The following is a 17,722-nucleotide window of genomic DNA, read 5'->3' on the forward strand; positions in this document are numbered from 1 at the left end:
TCCATCAACGCTCACCGGGTCAGTGGTGACGGTGTCCCTTCACGGTGAAGGTGAAGGACGTGGTCTTCGCGCTGCCCACGAGGTGGATCTTGGCCTTGACCTTGCCATGCCGGTCACCGAGCAGCCGGCGGATCTTGCCCGCGCTGAGCCTCACCGTGCCGTTGACCGCCTGGACCGTGACCTGACGGTCCCCGACCTTGACGACGACCTTGCCGGTCACCGGCTCGCCGTTGACCTCCACGTGGATCACGATCGGCTTCGTCGGGTGCGCCGGCACGGAGGGCAGGTTCACCACGACGGGCGGCGTGTCCGTCGGCGGGTGTCCATGGCCGTTGCCGGGTGTCGGCGTCGGGGTCGTGGTGGGAGTCGGCGTCGGGGTCGGGGTCGGCGTCGTGCTGCCGCCCGTGTCACCGCCACCATCGCCCGTGTCCGGCGCGTCGACGGTGAGGGTCACCCCGACACCGGCGGTGGCGAAGTTGTCGTCGCCGCCGTAGGTGATGGTCAGCGTGTGCGCACCCACCGACAGGGCGCCGGTCGCCACCGCGATGGTGACGGCGCCGTTGGTCAACGTGCCGCTGGCCAGCTGGCTGCTGCCCTCCATGATCGTGACGGTGCCGGTCGGCTTCGACGTCGCGGACGCGGAGACGGTGACCGGGAAGGTCGCGCTGGTCCCCTGCGTCACGGTGACGCTCGAGGCGGCCACGGTGGGCGCACCCTGGGTGACCGTCAGATCGAACGTCTTCGTGTCGCCGTCGAAGGCCGCGTCGCCGCTGTACACCGCCGTGATGGCGTGCGGTACACCCGCGCCGAGCGTGACCTCGCTGATGGCGAGAGTCGCCACCCCGCTGCCGTTGACCGGGGCTGCCCCGATCACCGTCGAGCCCTCGCGGAACGTGATCGTTCCGGTCGGGACCTCGCTTCCGTTCGCAGCAGCCACGCTCGCGACGAGCGCGCCGGAGGCACCGTAGGTGAGCGTCTGCGCCGCCGCCGTCACGGTCGAGGCCCGCTTGGGCAGATCGAGTGCGAGCGGCAGGATCGCGTCGGTGCCCGTGGCGGCACCGACGACGCGCACCGTGTCACCCGCCACCGCACTGGCCGGAACCACGAACGAGATCTGGTCGGTCGTGCCCCAGTGGTCGTCCGGCGTCGTGCTGTTGCCGTGCGTGACCGGGATGTCGGCCGCCACGACCTCATCGCCGACCTTGATGCTGACGGTGCTGTCCTGGACGGGCTTGTCGGCGTCCGAGCCGCCGTTCATGTCCAGCGAGCCGAGACGCAGGACCACCGCGTCGCCCGGCTTGTACGACGCGGGAGCGTCGGCCGGGAGCGTCACCTTGATGCCGCGCTGCGAGGAGTCGACCTGCAGCGGCGTGGTGCCGTACTGCCTCATGTAGTCGACCTGACCCTGCAGATCGGTCTGCTCGGTGTCGAGCTTCTCGGCGCCGTTGTTCAGCTCCCAGAAGTTGTCACCACCGGTGGCCAGGAAGCTGTTGACCGTGACCGAGTAGGTCGCCTCGGGGTCGATCGGCGTGCCGTCGAGCCACATCCCCGTCACGGTCCCGTGCATCGCGCCCGCCGGCTTCGCCGGGTCCTGCTGCTCGGCGTAGGTGTACGTGAACCCCTTGCTGATGCCGAGCTTGAGGAACGGACGCGCCGGGATGTCGCCCTTGGCGTCGCGCTGCCACTGCTCCTCGAGCACCGTCTTGATCTGGTCGCCGGTGAGCCTCATGTTGACCAGCTCGTTGGCGAACGGCTGGACGTCGGCGGCCTCACGGTAGGTGAGGTCGTAGGCGTCCCCGTTCTTGGTGCCCTCGGCGTCGGCACGGAGCCCACCGGGGTTCATGAAGGCGATCTGCGCGCCACCCTGCTGCACGCCGGCTGTCGCCCAGCGCTGGATCTCGGCGACCTGGTTGCCCAGGGTCGACTCGCCACCGCGGTTGTCGGTGCCGTCGCTCAGCTTCGAGCGGTACATCGGAGCGGTCATCGTGCCGAGGACCTGTGCTCCCGCCACCGCCGAGTCCGCGACGGCCTTGTCGACGATCGGCTGGACGTCAGGGTCGGCGCCGTAGTTGAACAGCGCGCCGCTCGGGCCCTTCACACCGACGTTGTTGGCGATCAGGTCGACGGGCTTGTTGCTCGCGTCGAACGAGTAGACGAGCTGGTCGAGCGCCGTGCCGTACGAGGCGCCCTGCATCACCGGACGGACGGTCAGCGGGTTGCTGGCCGTGGCCTTCTTCCGGAAGGTGCAGGAGTACTCGAGGTGGGTGTGACCCGACAGGATCGCGTCCACGTCGTCGTCGACGCCGTTGACGATCGAGGAGAAGGCCGTGCCGGCCGACTTCATCGTGCTGCAGTCGGTCGTGGCCGCGCCCTCGTGGTCGAGCAGGATCACCAGGTCGGCGCCCTTGGCCTTGAGGTCGGCCGCGTAGTCGTTGACCTTGGCGATCGTGTCGGCGTTGTTGAGCACCGTCACGCCGGCGAGGTTCTCCGGGCTCTGCAGCGACGGGAGGTCCGAGGTGACCGCGCCGACGAAGCCGATCTTGATCGGGGTCCCGGACAGCGAGTTGGGCACCTCGATCATCCTGGTCGGCGCCGAGATCGGGTCGCCCGCGGTGTGGCCGTTGGACGAGTCCTTCCAGACCACGTTCGCGGCGAGGTAGTCGCCCCAGGTCAGCGCCTTGTCCGCGCCGTACTTGTTGGTGTCGGCGTCGTACGGCTTCTCGATCCGGTTGAGCAGGTCGTTCACGCCATGGTCGAACTCGTGGTTGCCCACGGACGAGACCTGCAGGTCCATCTCGTTCAGCGCGTCCAGGGTCGGCTTGTCGTGCTGGGTGAAGGACTCGAAGATCGACGCGCCGACGTTGTCGCCGGCTGACGCCAGGACGGTCTCATCCGCACCGTAGATGCCACGCAGCGACGCGACCGCACCGGCGAGCGGCGCCGCGCCGCCGTCCGAGGCATCGGCGATCAGGCGACCGTGGAAGTCGTTGATGCCGAGGATCTGGACGTCGGTGACCTGCTTCGCGGCCGAAGCGCTTGGCAGGGTCAGGTCGATGACCTCCGGGTTGTGGTCCGAGCCGCGCCACGGAGCGTTGCCGTCGAAGAAGTCGGTCGCGTTGGTGTTGTAGCGGCCGTAGTCGTAGACGTCGGGCTCGTTGGCGTTGATCTCCCAGATGTCGGTGTGCGGGCTCGTGGCCCGGGCGCCGGCGCTGGCGAAGATGTGGTCGAGCGAGCCCGCCCCGCCGTACCCGATGCCGTTCACCTTGGTGCTGAAGACATAGCTGGTGTCGCTCTTGTCGTCGGAGTGGATCTCCTTGAAGTCGAGCGGGTCGACGGTGTCGTCGGCGTCCTCGATCGTGGTCACCGGGTCTTCGCCGCTGTAGGCGTTGAAATCACCGAGCAGGAAGACCTTGTCGGTGTTCCACTTGTGGGCGAACGCGTTCGCGAAGCGGATGAGCTCCTTCGACTGAGCGACACGGGTGGCGTTGAAGGCACCGTGCAGCGGGTCGTTCTTGTCCCCGCCCTTGGCCGGACCCGCCGGAGCAGCGGCGTCGCCCTTGGACTTGTAGTGGTTGACGATCAGCGCGAAGCCCTCGTCGTTCTTCGCGCCCACCGGCTTGAAGTACTGGGCGAACGGCTCGCGAGCACTGTCGAACGGGGAGCTCGTCGGCTTGCCGGCAGCATCGGTGAAGACGTGGTTGCCCCACGGGTCCGGCGTGCCGTTGACGGAGTAGCCGGGCAGGTCGAGGTCCCCCTGGCCCACCGGGACGACCTTGGCCTTCTTGTAGATGAAGGCCGAGCGGATCACGTCCTGACCACTCGCGTACGAGCAGGTGCCGGCGAGGTTGGCCGGGCCGGGCACCGGGGTGCCGTTGGGCTGCACCGTCGTGCACATCCCCGGGACCGAGGTCGCGTCGGTGGTCTCCTCCGGCGAGGCCGCGAAAGCCCACTGGTCGTCACTGGGCGCGAGCTTCGCGTTGAGGTGGTCGACCAGGTAGGCGACCGTCTCGTCACGCCACTGGATCGCGGTCCCCTGGCCCTGGTCCTTCTTGTTGCTCAGGTCGGGGTGCAGCGGGTCGTTGGTGACCCCCAGCTTGAGCTTGTTCGGGTTGCCGATCTCCTCGAGGGCGACGACGTCGGCGCCGAGCCGGTTGATCGCGGTCACGATCTTCGACGTCTGACGATCGAGATCCTGCGAACGGCCGGCGCCGCGAGGGGCGTTGGCGAGCGAGGAGCTGTACGCCGTGACGGCGCCCGTCACCGGGTCCCATGCCGTGGCCATGCCGGCCGGGTTGGTGCACTGGTAGGACAGCAACCCCGCACCCGTGCGGTCGTTGTCGTACTCGCAGGTGTACAGCGGGTTCTTGGCGGCGAACTCGTTCATCGTCACCGAGAAGAAGTTCTCCACGTTGTACGTCGCGAACCTGATGTTGCTGCCTGCCGGTGCCGTCACCGGGGTGAGGTTCTGGGCACGCGTGTCCTCGAAGGTGACCACGTCGGCGCCGAGGTCCGGGGTGCAGGTGCCGTGCGGCGCGGTCGTGTTGGCGCAGGTCGCGACCACCGATCGCGGCGGCTCGAGGTACCACTTCTTGTTGCGGAAGTCGAGGATCGCGCCCTGCGGGAAGGTGACGTCCGCGCCGACGCGGGCCGAGTGGTCCTTGTCGATGAACGGGTACGGCAGATCGGAGTTCTTGGCCTTGTCCGGGTGGTAGATGTTCGACGTACCGAGGTAGGTCGTGCCACCGGTCAGGAAGTAGCCGCGATTCTTGAGGTCGGCCTGGGCAGCCTGGATGCAGGTCGAGTCCCCGTCGCGGCAGATCTGGCCCGGCTGCTGAAGGGGCGCCTCGGCGACGTCCCCGAGCGCCTTCGCGACCGGGCCCGCCGGGTCGGGAGCGCCCGCGGCAAGACCGAGCTCGCCCTGGCTCTCGAAGTTGTACGAGTCGGTCACGACCACGTGGGTCGGGTCGAAGAGCTCGCCCTCGTGCGCCTCGCGCGCCGCGTACGTGGTCGGGGCCGCGCCTCGCGTGACGACGCCGCCGGCCTGAGGAGTCGTGACGGCGATGTTGCCTGCGACCGTCGGGTCGACGACGACCTGGGTGAGCGTCTCGCCGCTGCCGTACTCGCCGACCTTGCCCTTGATCTGGACGGCGTCGCCGACCGCGAGCGCGGTCCCCGTGCCGGGCACGGTCTTGCCGTCGAACTTGGTGCCGGCCGAGACGAAGACCGCGTCCGAGGCACCCGGCGTGCTGTCGGCACCCGGGGTCTGGATGTAGAAGCCGCAGTAGCCGCACGTCGCCTTGCCGCTGGCGTCGAAGCCCTTGGCGTAGATCGCGGTGACGACCCCGGTGGTCGTGACGCTGCAGTTGATGTACGGCGAGAAGCCGGCGTCGGTCCCCTGGACCTGCGCGATCGCGGGGTTGGCCGGGAGCGTGCTGTCACAGGTGGTCGGCAGGACGACCTTGCCGTCGTCGCCGACGACGCCGTTGGAGTTCGTCGGGGTCAGGTCACCGAGGACGAAGTCGAGCGTGTTGTCGTTCGAGTCGTTGTCGACGGGCTGGCGGATCGCAGCGGTCTCGCTGCTCGTCTGGGCCGTCTGCTTCGCACCCTCGAACGTGTTCGTCGGGCCGTAGCCGAGCGCGTCCACGATGTGCTGGGTGCCCTCGGAGGCGGTGATGTCACCCGTCGGCAGGGTCGGAGCGGTGGTCGTGTCGAGGAGGGCGACGAAGCCGTCGCGGTAGTCGAAGGTGTTGTAGTCGATGTCGACCGTCGCATCGGGGTCCGGCAGGCTCGCGCCGCCGCCGTTGGCGTCGGCCTGGCCCTGGATCAGGTAGTAGCCGCCCGGCTGGATGGTGTCCGAGCCGGTGATCGTGAGCGGGTAGGTGTCGACCGGGTTCTTCGTGGTCGTGAAGCCTCGGTAGGCGATCGCCCAGCCGGTGAGGTTCACCGGTGCGGCCGTCGGGTTGTAGAGCTCGATGTAGTCGTTCGAGAACGGGGCGTCCGTGTAGCCGCCGTCGCCCCAGACCTCACTGATGAGGACGTGGTCGGCACGGTTCGGGGCCACGACGGTGAGCGTGAAGCTCTTCGCGACCGACTCGGCGCCGGCCGTCGCGGTCACGGTGATGGTGTACGTGCCCGCCGTCGTCGGCTTGCCGGTGATCTGGCCGCTCGAGCTGATCGACAGACCCGCCGTGTCCGGCGTACCCGTCAGGGCGAACGTGACGTCGCCGGATCCACCGCTGGCCGACGTCTGGATGCTCACCGAGGAGCCGGCGAGGATCTTCGTGTTGGGCACCGTCGCCAGCGCGAGCGGTGCCGGAGCGCCCCCGTCCGAAGCCGAACCCTCCGGTGTCGGCGTCGCCGCAGGCGCGAAGTCGACGGCGTTGTCGTCGCTGTCGACCCCCAGCGCGCCGCGCGAGATCGAGGTGCCGTTGGCGGTCGCACCGGCGCGGTTCGAGCCCTCGAAGACGGTGGTCGAGGTGCCCCAGCCGACGAAGTCGACGACAGACGTGGCGAACGTCCACGGTGCTGCGCTGTTCGTCTGGGCGGCCACGGGGCTCGTCCCGTTGACCAGGTAGATCTGTCCGCCGCTGCCGCTGAGGGCCGACGGGGATGCGGTGACGGCCAGGTCCACGCCCGGCAGTGGCTTGTCCGTGACGGAGGTTCCGGCGGCGAGCTGCACGAGGAAGTGCCCGTGCTTGGCGACAGAGCCGCTCAGCGTGTTCACGCCTGCCGCCCCAGGCACGGCCGTGCTCGCACCCGACCTGTACTGCAGGCTCATCCCGGACAGGGAGATCGCGGCGTCGGTCGGGTTGTAGAGCTCGACGAAGTCGTACGTGTATGCCGCGCCGGTGTTACCGCCACCGCCGTAGACCTCGTTGATCACCAGTCCGGTGCCTGTTGCATTCGCGTGGGCGACGCCCGGCGTCAGGACTTGAAGGCCCGCGACGGCGAGAGCCGCCCCGAGAAATGCACCGGCTACGCGGCGTGCTGCTGACATCTGGAGGGCTCCCCGATCGACAAGTGGATGCGCGGAGGTCGAGCCCGAGATGCCTAGCCCCGCAGACGCTTGAACCCAACCGAAGTCGCACTACCGCACGAGGTCCGGAAGGTTAACAACACGTAAGAACAGGCCAAGAGATACATCAATATCCCGACCTGTGCACCCACTGTCAGATCAGCTGCGGAGCTTGGCTCGCTGGCTCCAGATCGAGGCGTAGAACTGGGCACCGGACCAGAAGGTCAGGATGACGGCGACACCGAGGGCGCCCTCGAAGAGCCAGTGCAGGGTGTCGCCCGGGATCTCCCACCAGTCGGGAGCGTCGGGGTCGGTGAGCGGGAGGACCAGACCGCCGAGCGCGATGCCCTGGATGAAGGTCTTCCACTTGCCCAGCGTGTCCGCAGCGAGGACCACCTTGGAGGCGACGGCGAGCCGGACGAAGGTGACGCTCCACTCCCGGATCAGCACCAGGATGGTCACCCACCACCAGACCTCGCCGATGATCGACAGGCCGATGAAGGCCATCCCCGTGATCGCCTTGTCGGCGATCGGGTCGGCGATCTTGCCGAAGTTGGTGATGAGGTTGTGCTTGCGCGCCAGGTCGCCGTCGATCTTGTCGGTCGCCATCGCGACGAAGAAGATCAGCCAGGCGATCAGACGCCAGGTCGCGTCGTTGCCGTCGTGGGCCAGCAGCGCCCAGCCGAAGAAGGGCACCATCACGATCCGCAACGTCGTCAAGATGTTGGGGACGTTCCAGTTGCTCGGCTTCGCGGCCTGGGTCTCGGTCACGAAGGCGACCCTATCTGCTCCCGGGGACGGAGCCCCGATCCGCAGCGGACGGTGCGCTACTGCACCTCGGCGATGAGGTCGACGCCCTCGCTGGCGACGACCGTGGCGCGGATCAGATCGCCGCGGCGTACGCCGTCGAGGTCTCCGACCAGGGTGGTCATGCCGTCGACGTCGGGGCCCTGGTGGGCCGCGCGGCCGACGATCTCGACACCGCTCTCGGGCTCGCCGTCCTCTCCATCGACGTCGTCGATGATCTCCACGATCACGTCGACGACCTCGCCGATGCGCTCCTCGGCGCGCTGCGCGGTGAGCTCCTCGACCAGGTTGGAGACGTGCGCCAGACGGGCCGCGACCTCGTCCTCGTCGAGCTTGTCGGTGAAGCCGGCGGCCTCGGTGCCCTCCTCGTCGGAGTAGCCGAACACGCCGGTGACGTCGAGACGCGCGGCCTCGAGGAAGTCGCAGAGGATCTCGAGGTCCTGCTCGGTCTCGCCTGGGAAGCCGACGATGACGTTGGACCGGATGCCCGCGGTCGGCGCGTACTCGCGGACCTGCTCGAGCAGCTTGAGGAACGACTCCGGGTCGCCGAAGCGCTTCATCTTGCGCAGCACCGCGTTGGAGGCGTGCTGGAACGAGAGGTCGAAGTACGGGGCCACGCCCGGCGTGGTCGCGATCGCCTTGATCAGACCCGGACGGGTCTCCGCCGGCTGGAGGTACGAGACCCGAACGCGCTCGATGCCCTCGACGGCGGAGAGCTCGGGCAGCAGCGACTCGAGCAGCCGGATGTCGCCGAGGTCCTTGCCGTAGGACGTCGAGTTCTCCGAGACGAGGAAGAGCTCCTTGACGCCCTGCGAGGCGAGCCACTGTGCCTCGTGCAGGACGTCGCTCGGACGGCGCGACACGAAGGAGCCGCGGAAGCTGGGGATGGCGCAGAAGGTGCAGCGACGGTCGCAGCCCGACGCCAGCTTGAGCGGCGCCCACGGGGCGTCGTCGAGACGAGCGCGTACGGCGGAGAAGTCCGTGGCGACTCCCCCGATCATGCCGGTGACGTTCTCGCCCATTCCGGGGACGGAGATCGTGGTGGCGTCGCGCTCGACGGGGCTGATCGGGAGCAGCAGACGCCGATCGCTGGGCGTGTGCGCCTCGTGGTGGCCGCCGGCGACGATCGCGCGAAGCTTGGCGGCGATGTCGGGGTAGTCGTCGAAGCCGAGCACGGCGTCGGCCTCGGGCAGCTGGTCGGCCAGCTCCTTGCCGTAGCGCTCGGCCATGCAGCCGACGGCGACGACGGCCTGGGCCTTGCCGTTCTCCTTGAGGTCGGCTGCCTCGAGGAGCGTGTCGACCGAGTCCTTCTTCGCCTGTTCGACGAAGCCGCAGGTGTTGACCACCACGGTGTCGGCCTCGGAGGGGTCGGTGACGAGCTTGAAGCCGCCGGCCAGGAGACGGCCGGCCAGCTCCTCGGAGTCGACCTCGTTGCGGGTGCACCCGAGGGTCACCATCGCCACCGACAGAACAGGGGCGGTCGTCGCAGCAGGGTCAGCGGCCTCGGCAGTCTCAGTCATCGCAGTCGAGTATGACGCGATCAGGGTCCTCGCGACGATTCGCGAGGACCCTGATTCGGCATGCTGCAGCGTGCGTCAGTCGGCGGTGTACGTCTTCTGCGCGGACTGGCCGATGGAGCCGATCGCCTCGGGCTTGCCGCCCTTGACCGAGACGGCGAGCGAGCCGTCGCTCGACTGGACGCGGACCGGCGGGGCGACCTTGAGGGTCTTGCTCTGGCCGAAGGACAGGTCACCGGTGAAGACGACCGTGCCCGTGGCGTCACGCACGACGACCTGCGCGCCGCCGCCCGCTGCGGTCAGCGTGACAGGCACCGGCGAGGCGGTCTTGCCGTACGGATTGCTGGTGCCGGCCGAGCCGCTGTCGAGGCTGATCTGCGGGGCGGGTGAGGACGGGGAGCCGGCCATCACCAGGCGCGCGACCGACCAGATCAGGACGACCGCCATCACGGCGGCCACCAGGACCGACCAGTTCGGGCCGCCGCGGACCGGGCGCAGACCGCCGCCGTGGCTGCTGGCCAGCTCGGCCTGGAAGACCGCCCGCGGGTCGACGGGCGCGTCGGCGTAGGTGGCGTCGTACGTCTCGAGGAGCGGGGCCGCGTCGACGCCGAGGACCCGGGCGATGGTGCGCAGGTGGCCGCGGGCGTAGAAGTCGCCGCCGCAGGGCAGGAAGTCGTCGACCTCGATCGACTCGAGCACGTGCGGACGGATCCGGGTGCGCTCGGCGAGCTGGTCGATGCTCAGGCCGACCCGGGCGCGGGCGGCGGCCAGCTGCGGGCCGACGACCGGGTTCGCCGCCGGGATGATGGCGGAGTCGACCAGATCGTCGAAGACGACCTCGCGGCGCTGGTCGCTGTGCTCGGGGACGACCTGGACGTACTGGGTGGCGTCGAGGTCGGCATCCATCGGCGCGAGCGCGGCCTGGCCGACGACCTCCGCACGGACGGCCACGGTGGGCTCGCGCAGCGGGCTCGGGGTCGGGCTGGCGAGGAAGGCGGGCTCCTCGACGACGGCGGGCTCCTCGACCACGGCGGGACGCTCAGCGGTGTCGGTCGCGGGCACCACGGGGCGCTCGGCGGTGTCGGAGAGATCCGCGACGTCGCCGGCCTCGGTCGAGGCCGCCAGCGTCGGGTCGATCTCGACGACGTCGACCTCCGCCGGTGCCAGGGCCAGCAGCGTGTCGGTCAGGCTCTCGCCCGCGCCGGAGACGGTGGTGCCGAGCCCGAGCGGGACCGCGAACGGCACGCCGTACATCCGCTCGCCGAGACGCCCGAGGCGCCGCGCGAGCCCGGAGAGGCCGTCGAGCTGGGCGGCGTTGTCGACCGGCAGCACGGTGAGACGGCCGTCGCGCCACAGTCCGGCGACTCCGGCCGGGCGGGGCTGATGCTCGACCTCGTCGATCTCGCCCCACGGCAGGCCGCACCAGGTGCGGCCGAGCCGCATCCGTACGCCGTACTGGTCCACCACGGTGAGCGGGGTCCGGGCGTCCCAGGCGGCGAACGCGTAGCCGAGGCCCAGCGCGAGCAGCAGGGCGCCCACGACGAGCGAGCCACCGCCGCGCAGCACGAACCCGATGCCCAGCAGCAGCGCGACCGCCGCGATGACGCCGGCGAGCCGGGCGTTGCGTCGAATCTCGACCATCACATCTCTCCCTGAATGGTGGCGATCACGCCGTCGATCTCGTCGGGCTTGACCAGGACGTCGCGGGCCTTGGAGCCCTCCGACGGTCCGACCACGCCGCGGCTCTCCATGATGTCCATGAGGCGTCCCGCCTTGGCGAAGCCGACGCGGAGCTTGCGCTGCAGCATCGACGTCGAGCCGAACTGGGTGCTGACGACCAGCTCGATGGCCTGGACGACCAGGTCCATGTCGTCGCCGATGTCGTCGTCGAGGACGCGCTTGGACTCCGGCGCGGCGGTGACGTCCTCGCGGTACGTCGGCTCGAGCTGGGTCTTGACGTGCTTCACGACAGCCTCGATCTCGCTGTCGCCGACCCACGAGCCCTGCACGCGGATCGGCTTCGAGGCGCCCATCGGCAGGAACAGACCGTCACCCTGGCCGACCAGCTTCTCGGCGCCCGGCTGATCGAGCACGACGCGCGAGTCGGCGAGACTCGAGGTGGCGAAGGCGAGTCGCGACGGCACGTTCGCCTTGATCAGGCCGGTGACGACATCGACCGAGGGTCGCTGCGTGGCCAGGATCAGGTGGATGCCGGCCGCACGGGCGAGCTGGGTGATGCGTACGACCGACGACTCGACGTCGCGCGGGGCGACCATCATCAGGTCGGCGAGCTCGTCGATGACGACGAGCAGGTACGGATACGGGCTCAGCACGCGCTCGCTGTGCTCGGGCACCTCGACCTTGCCCGCACGCACGGCCTTGTTGAAGTCGTCGATGTGACGGAAGCCGAAGTTGGCGAGGTCGTCGTACCGCATGTCCATCTCACGGCAGACCCACTCGAGCGCCTCGGCGGCCTTCTTCGGGTTCGTGATGATCGGGGTGATCAGGTGCGGGACGCCCTCGTAGGCGGTCAGCTCGACGCGCTTCGGGTCGACCATGATCATCCGGACCTCGTCGGGCGTGGAGCGCATCAGGATCGAGGTGATCATCGAGTTGATGAAGGACGACTTGCCCGAGCCGGTCGCGCCGGCGACCAGGAGGTGGGGCATCTTCGCCAGGTTCGCGACGACGAAGCCGCCCTCGACGTCCTTGCCGAGGCCGACCACCATCGGATGGGTGTTCGAGCGCGCGTTGCCCGAGCGCAGGACGTCGCCCAGCGAGACGATCTCCTTGTCCCGGTTGGGGATCTCGACGCCGACCGCGGACTTGCCGGGGATCGGGCTCAGGATGCGCACCTCGGAGGAGGCGACGGCGTAGGCGATGTTCTTCTGGATGCCGAGGATCTTCTCGACCTTGACGCCGACGCCGACCTCGACGACGTAGCGGGTGACCGTGGGGCCGCGGGTGTAGTCGGTGACACGCGCGTCGATGCCGAACTCGTCGAGCACGCCCTGGAGACGGCTGACGATCTCGTCGGAGGCGGCCGTACGGGTCTGGTGCGCGTCGCCCGCCTTGAGCACCGAGCTGTCGGGCAGCGTGTAGGTGATGTCGCCGGAGAGCGCGAGCTGCTCGACGCGCTGCGGGAGCTGGGCGTGCGGCGGCGGCTCCAGCTCGCCCTTGTTCTCGGGCTCGCGGGCGCCGACCGGGGCCGTACGGGCCGGCTTGTCGGCGATCTTCTTCAGACGCGGGTTGGTCCGCTCGGAGCCGTCCTCGTCCTCGAACCCGTCGGCGGCTGCGTCGAAGAAGCCGGTCGTCTCCCCGGGCGCGTCCTGGAACAGGTCGACCCCGACATCGTCGCCCTGGCCGAGCAGGTCGACGCTGCTGAACTCCTGGGCCAGGTCGAGCGCGTCCTTCTCGGCCGCGGCCTTCTTCCCGCGCCGCTTCTTGGGCTGGGGCTCGGCGAGCACGGGGCTGTCGTACGCGGGGATCTCGCTGCGGCTGCCGGTCTCGTCGGCGAAGAGCTTGTTGGAGCGGTCACGACGCGACCGGCCGTCGTAGCGGTCGCCGTCGAGATCGACGTGAGCCTCGTCGTCGTCGTGGTGCAGGCCGAGTGCGCGGTCGCGGAACTCCGCGAGGCGGTGGGGCACCTGGTAGAGCGGGGTCGCGGTGATGACCAGGACGCCGAAGAAGGCGAGTAGCGCCAGCAGCGGGACGACCACGAAGTCGGAGCGCAGCAGGTCGAGCAGCAGGCTGGCGACGACGTAGCCGATCGCTCCGCCGGCGGACTGCAGATCGGTGGAGTCGCCGTTGACGGGCTGCGGGTTGCCGTTGGCGATCTGCACGATGCCGAGCACTCCGAGCGCGAGCGCGCCCCAGCCGATCACCTGGCGGCCGACCGGGCCGCCCTTCTGCGGGTCGCGCAGGGTGCGGACGGCGGCGTAGACCAGGCCGAGGGGGACCAGCCAGCCGACCTTGCCCACGGAGCCGGCGACTGCAACGCGCGTGACGTGGAAGACCTGGCCGGCGAGCTGGAACCAGACGGCGGCCGCGACCACCAGGGAGACGGCCAGCAGGAACAGGCCGACGCCGTCGCGCCGGTGCTCGGGCTCGAGGTCGCGGGCGGTGTGGCCGACGCTGCGCGCCACCGCTCCGACGCCGCGGGCGATGCCCATCCAGATCGTGGCGATCAGGCGCGCGATCGCGTCGAAGGTGTGTGCGATCGGCCCGCGGCCCGTACGGACGGCGCGCGGCGCCGGACGCTGGGCCGGGCGTGCGGCCGGTCGCCGGGCAGCGCTCTTGGCAGGAGCCTTGGCTGTGCTCCTGGTGCTGCTGCCACGTGCGGGTGCTTTCGCGGCGGCACGCGGCGGGGAAGACGTACGGGTCGCCATGCTGGCCACCCTATTTGTTGATCACACCCGTCACAGGGACCTCAGGAGTGCGTGTCGCCCACTCCCCCACCACGCGCCTCAGCGTTGCTGGGGCCGCGCGCCTCACGCGCGGCCCACTGGCTACGCCTCGATGACCACCGGGACGATCATCGGCCGGCGGCGGTGGGTGTCGGAGACCCAGCGACCGATCGCCCGGCGGATGGCCTGCTGCATGGCGTACGTGTCCGTGGCGCCCTCGGCGATGACCCGGTTGACCGCGTCCACGATCGGCTGACGGATGTCGTCGAAGGTGGACTCGTCCCACGCGTTGCCGCGGGCGTGGATCTCGGGACCCGCGGAGACCTTCCCGGAGACCGAGTCGACCACGATGATCACCGAGATGAAGCCCTCCTCGCCGAGGATCCGGCGGTCCTTGAGGTCGGCCTCGGTGATGTCGCCGACGGAGGTGCCGTCGACGAAGACGTAGCCGCAGTCGACCTTGCCGACGACCTTCGCGACGCCGTCCATGAGGTCGACGACGAAGCCGTCCTCGGCGTACACGACGTTCTCGATGCCGACCTGGCTGGCCAGCGCGCCGTTGGCCTGCAGGTGGCGGACCTCGCCGTGCACCGGCATCACGTTGCGCGGGCGGACGATGTTGTAGCAGTAGAGCAGCTCGCCGGCCGAGGCGTGGCCGGAGACGTGGACCAGGGCGTTGCCCTTGTGCACGACGTTGGCGCCCAGGCGGGCCAGGCCGTTGATCACGCGATAGACGGCGTTCTCGTTGCCCGGGATGAGCGAGGACGCGAGCAGGACGGTGTCGCCCGGCGCGAGCTGGACGAAGTTGTGGCTCCGGTTGGCGATCCGCGACAGCGCCGACATCGGCTCGCCCTGGGATCCCGTCGAGACCAGCACCTGCTTCTCCGGCGGGAGGTCGGCGAGCTCCTTGGCGTCCACGATCACGCCCGGGGGGACGTTGAGGTAGCCCAGGTCGGAGGCGATCTGCATGTTGCGGACCATCGAGCGGCCGACGTAGCCGACCTTGCGACCGTACTTCTCCGCCGCGTCGAGGATCTGCTGCACGCGGTGCACGTGCGAGGCGAAGCAGGCCACGATGATGCGCTGCGAGGACTCGCGGAAGACCTGCTCGATCGCCGGGGTGATCTTCTTCTCCGCGGTGGTGAAGCCGGGGACCTCGGCATTGGTCGAGTCGGTCAGGAAGAGGTCGACGCCCTCCTCCCCGAGCCGCGCGAAGGCACGCAGGTCGGTGATCCGGCCGTCCAGCGGGAGCTGGTCCATCTTGAAGTCGCCGGTGTGCAGCGCCATCCCCGCGCCCGTACGGATCGCCACAGCGAGCGCGTCCGGGATGGAGTGGTTGACCGCGACGAACTCCAGCTCGAAGGGGCCGAAGGTGATCCGCTCCCCCTCCTTGACGATGTGGTGCACCGTCTCCTTGAGCCGGTGCTCGCGCAGCTTGGAGCCGAGCAGCGCCAAGGTCAGCTTGGAGCCGACCAGCGGGATGTCGCGGCGCTCACGCAGCAGGTACGGCGTGGCGCCGATGTGGTCCTCGTGACCGTGCGTGAGCACCAGCGCCTCGATGGCGTCGAGGCGGTCACGGATCGAGGACCAGTCCGGGAGGATCAGGTCGACACCGGGCTGATTGTCCTCCGGGAAGAGGACACCGCAGTCGACGATGAGCAGCCGGCCGGCGTACTCGAAGACCGTCATGTTCCGGCCGACCTCGCCGAGGCCGCCGAGCGGGGTGACCCGCAGTGCGCCCTCGGGGAGCTCGGCCGGAGCGGAGAGCTCGGGATGGGGGTGGCTCATAGGGGCCCTTCCTTGCGAGTCGTTCAGGCTCAGCGATGGATCACAGAAGACCGGCGGCGCTGAGGCCGGCGGTGAGTGCGACGTACTCCTCGTCGTCCAGCGGGACGAGCGGGGAGCGGACGAAGCGGTTGTCGAGGACGCCGAGCGCCTGCAGCGCGCCCTTGGCGGTGACGGCGCCGTAGTTGGGCACCCCCATCACGGCGGCGTACGCCGGGCGCAGCTGCGCGTCGATCTTGCGCGCGGTCGCGACGTCACCCGCCTGGAAGGCCTCGATCATCGAGCGGATCTGAGTGCCTGCGGCGTGCGCGACGACGGAGACGACGCCGACCGCACCGTAGGCCAGGAAGCCGAGGGTGAGCGGGTCGTCACCGGAGTAGACGGAGAAGCCGAGGTCGGTGAGGAAGCCGGCCTCGGCGACATCGCCGGCGGCGCACTTGACCGCGCTCACCCGCCCCCAGGTCGCGGCCTCGCGGTAGACCTCCGCGGAGATCTTGGTGCCGGTGCGACCGGGGACGTCGTAGAGCATGATCGGCGCCTTGGTGGCGTCGGCGACCTGCTTGAAGTGGTGGATCAGCCCGCGCTGGCCCGGCTTGGAGTAGTACGGGGAGACGAGCAGCAGGCCGTCAGCCCCGTTGGCCTCGGCCTGCGCAGCGAGCTGGAGGGTCGTACGGGTGTCGTTGGTGCCGATGCCGGCCACGAGCGGGACGTCGGCGCCGACCGCCTCGCGCACGGCGCGCAGGATCTGGCCGTCCTCCTCGACGGTGGTGGTCGGCGACTCGCCGGTGGTGCCGGAGAGGACCAGGCCGTCGTGGCCGTTGTCGATGAGGTGCTCGGCGACCTTCTGGGCCTGCTCCAGGTCCACGGCGCCGTCGGCGTCGAAGGGGGTGACCATCGCGGTCAGAACGGTTCCGAACGGAGCAGCAGACGACATGGCCTGAGCCTATCGTCCCTCCTCCACTGGGAATGCACCGTCCGCCGCCCGCGGGTTGCGAGCGGCGGACGGTGCACCGGGTCGACCGCCCAGAACGTCAGGGTGGGATGACCCGCGGTCAGGCCCTTGAGCGTCGTGGTCGTGCGGTTGACGTTGTCGGAGGTGGTGCGCTCCCACTGCTTGTTCATCGCGTACTCGAGCTTGGACGGGCATCACGCGCCCTCAGAGATGCGGCATGACCTCCGCGGCGACCAGGTCGAGGTGCTCGAGGTCGCGCGGGTCGAGGATCTGGAGGTAGATCCGGCTCGCGCCGGCCTCGGCGAACCGCTTGATCTTCTCCACGACCTCCTCGGGCGTCCCCGCCAGGCCGTTCTCGCGCAGCTCGGCCTTGTCGCGGCCGATCGCAGCGGCGCGACGCTCGACCTCTGCCTCGGTCGCGCCCACGCAGGCGACCAGGGCGGTGCTGAAGGTCATCGAGGCGGCGTCGCGGCCGGCGGCCTCCATCGCGGCGCGGACCCGGCCGAACTGGGTGGCGGTGGCCTCCAGGCTGGCGAACGGCGCGTTGAACTCGTCGGCGTAGCGCGCGGCCAGCTCCGGGGTGCGTCGCTTGCCGTGACCGCCGACGAGGACCGGGATCGTGCCACGGTGGCCGCCGGTCTGCGCCGGCTTGGGCAGCGCCGGGCTGTCGCTGAGCTCGTAGTGCTTGCCGACGAAGTCGTAGGTGCCCTCGGCGGCCCACAGTCCGGTGATCAGCTCGAGCTGCTCCTCGAGCCGGTCGAAGCGCTCCCCCACGGCCGGGAACGGGATGCCGTACGCGCTGTGCTCGGCGTCGAACCAGCCGGCGCCCAGGCCGAAGTCGACCCGGCCCCCGGACATCTGGTCGACGTTGGCGACCGTGATCGCCAGCGGACCGGGGTGGCGGAAGGTGGCGCTGGTGACCAGCGTGCCGAGCCGGATGGTGGAGGTCTCGCGCGCGATGCCGGCCAGCGTGATCCACGCGTCGCTCGGCCCGGGCTGCCCGGAGACGTCACCCATCTTGAGGTAGTGGTCCGAGCGGAAGAACGCTCCGAACCCCAGCTTCTCGGCCCGCTGGGCGATGGTCACGAGGTCGTCGTACGAGGCGCCCTGCTGAGGCTCGGTGAAGATGCGCAGCTCCATGCCCGAGACTTTACCGACCACCGACTCGGCCCTGCCGCAGCCCCCACTCGGCCCTCCGGCGTCAGCGAGTCGGCCCTCCGGCGTCAGCGAGTCGGCCCTC

The 17,722-nt window shown here is 69.8% G+C and carries 9 protein-coding genes; all 9 read right to left on the bottom strand.

Annotation, left to right across the window (positions count from 1 at the left end; all coding sequences use genetic code 11):
* Window positions 1-19: 19 nt before the first annotated feature.
* Window positions 20-6,997 carry an ExeM/NucH family extracellular endonuclease gene (locus KSO98_RS03790; RefSeq protein WP_225283583.1) on the bottom strand — a complete coding sequence of 2,326 codons (6,978 nt, stop codon included), beginning with the start codon at window positions 6,995-6,997 and terminating at the stop codon, window positions 20-22.
* A gap of 177 nt (window positions 6,998-7,174) precedes the next feature.
* Window positions 7,175-7,786, bottom strand: coding sequence for a CDP-diacylglycerol--glycerol-3-phosphate 3-phosphatidyltransferase (gene pgsA, locus KSO98_RS03795; RefSeq protein ID WP_225283584.1), 612 nt, complete (start codon window positions 7,784-7,786; stop codon window positions 7,175-7,177).
* Between the two features lie 56 nt (window positions 7,787-7,842).
* A complete protein-coding gene (gene rimO, locus KSO98_RS03800; protein WP_308012728.1) occupies window positions 7,843-9,291 on the bottom strand; it encodes a 30S ribosomal protein S12 methylthiotransferase RimO in 1,449 nt (482 codons plus the stop codon).
* Window positions 9,292-9,417: 126 nt separating this feature from the next.
* Complete coding sequence (locus KSO98_RS03805; protein WP_225283586.1) at window positions 9,418-10,980, bottom strand: helix-turn-helix domain-containing protein; 1,563 nt, start codon at window positions 10,978-10,980, stop codon at window positions 9,418-9,420.
* Window positions 10,980-13,727, bottom strand: coding sequence for a DNA translocase FtsK (locus KSO98_RS03810; RefSeq protein WP_225283587.1), 2,748 nt, complete (start codon window positions 13,725-13,727; stop codon window positions 10,980-10,982). The genes KSO98_RS03805 and KSO98_RS03810 overlap by 1 nt, the downstream gene beginning before the upstream one ends.
* Before the next feature lie 120 nt (window positions 13,728-13,847).
* Window positions 13,848-15,533, bottom strand: a complete 1,686-nt coding sequence (locus KSO98_RS03815; protein ID WP_225283588.1) for a ribonuclease J — start codon at window positions 15,531-15,533, stop codon at window positions 13,848-13,850.
* A gap of 40 nt (window positions 15,534-15,573) precedes the next feature.
* Window positions 15,574-16,464 carry a 4-hydroxy-tetrahydrodipicolinate synthase gene (gene dapA, locus KSO98_RS03820; protein ID WP_225283589.1) on the bottom strand — a complete coding sequence of 297 codons (891 nt, stop codon included), beginning with the start codon at window positions 16,462-16,464 and terminating at the stop codon, window positions 15,574-15,576.
* Window positions 16,431-16,652, bottom strand: coding sequence for a hypothetical protein (locus tag KSO98_RS19025; protein ID WP_225283590.1), 222 nt, complete (start codon window positions 16,650-16,652; stop codon window positions 16,431-16,433). The genes dapA and KSO98_RS19025 overlap by 34 nt, the downstream gene beginning before the upstream one ends.
* 34 nt (window positions 16,653-16,686) lie before the next feature.
* A complete protein-coding gene (locus tag KSO98_RS03830; RefSeq protein ID WP_225283591.1) occupies window positions 16,687-17,622 on the bottom strand; it encodes an LLM class F420-dependent oxidoreductase in 936 nt (311 codons plus the stop codon).
* Window positions 17,623-17,722: the final 100 nt, after the last annotated feature.

Source organism: Nocardioides nematodiphilus, assembly GCF_020216525.1.
GTDB classification, from domain to species: Bacteria; Actinomycetota; Actinomycetes; order Propionibacteriales; family Nocardioidaceae; genus Nocardioides; species Nocardioides nematodiphilus.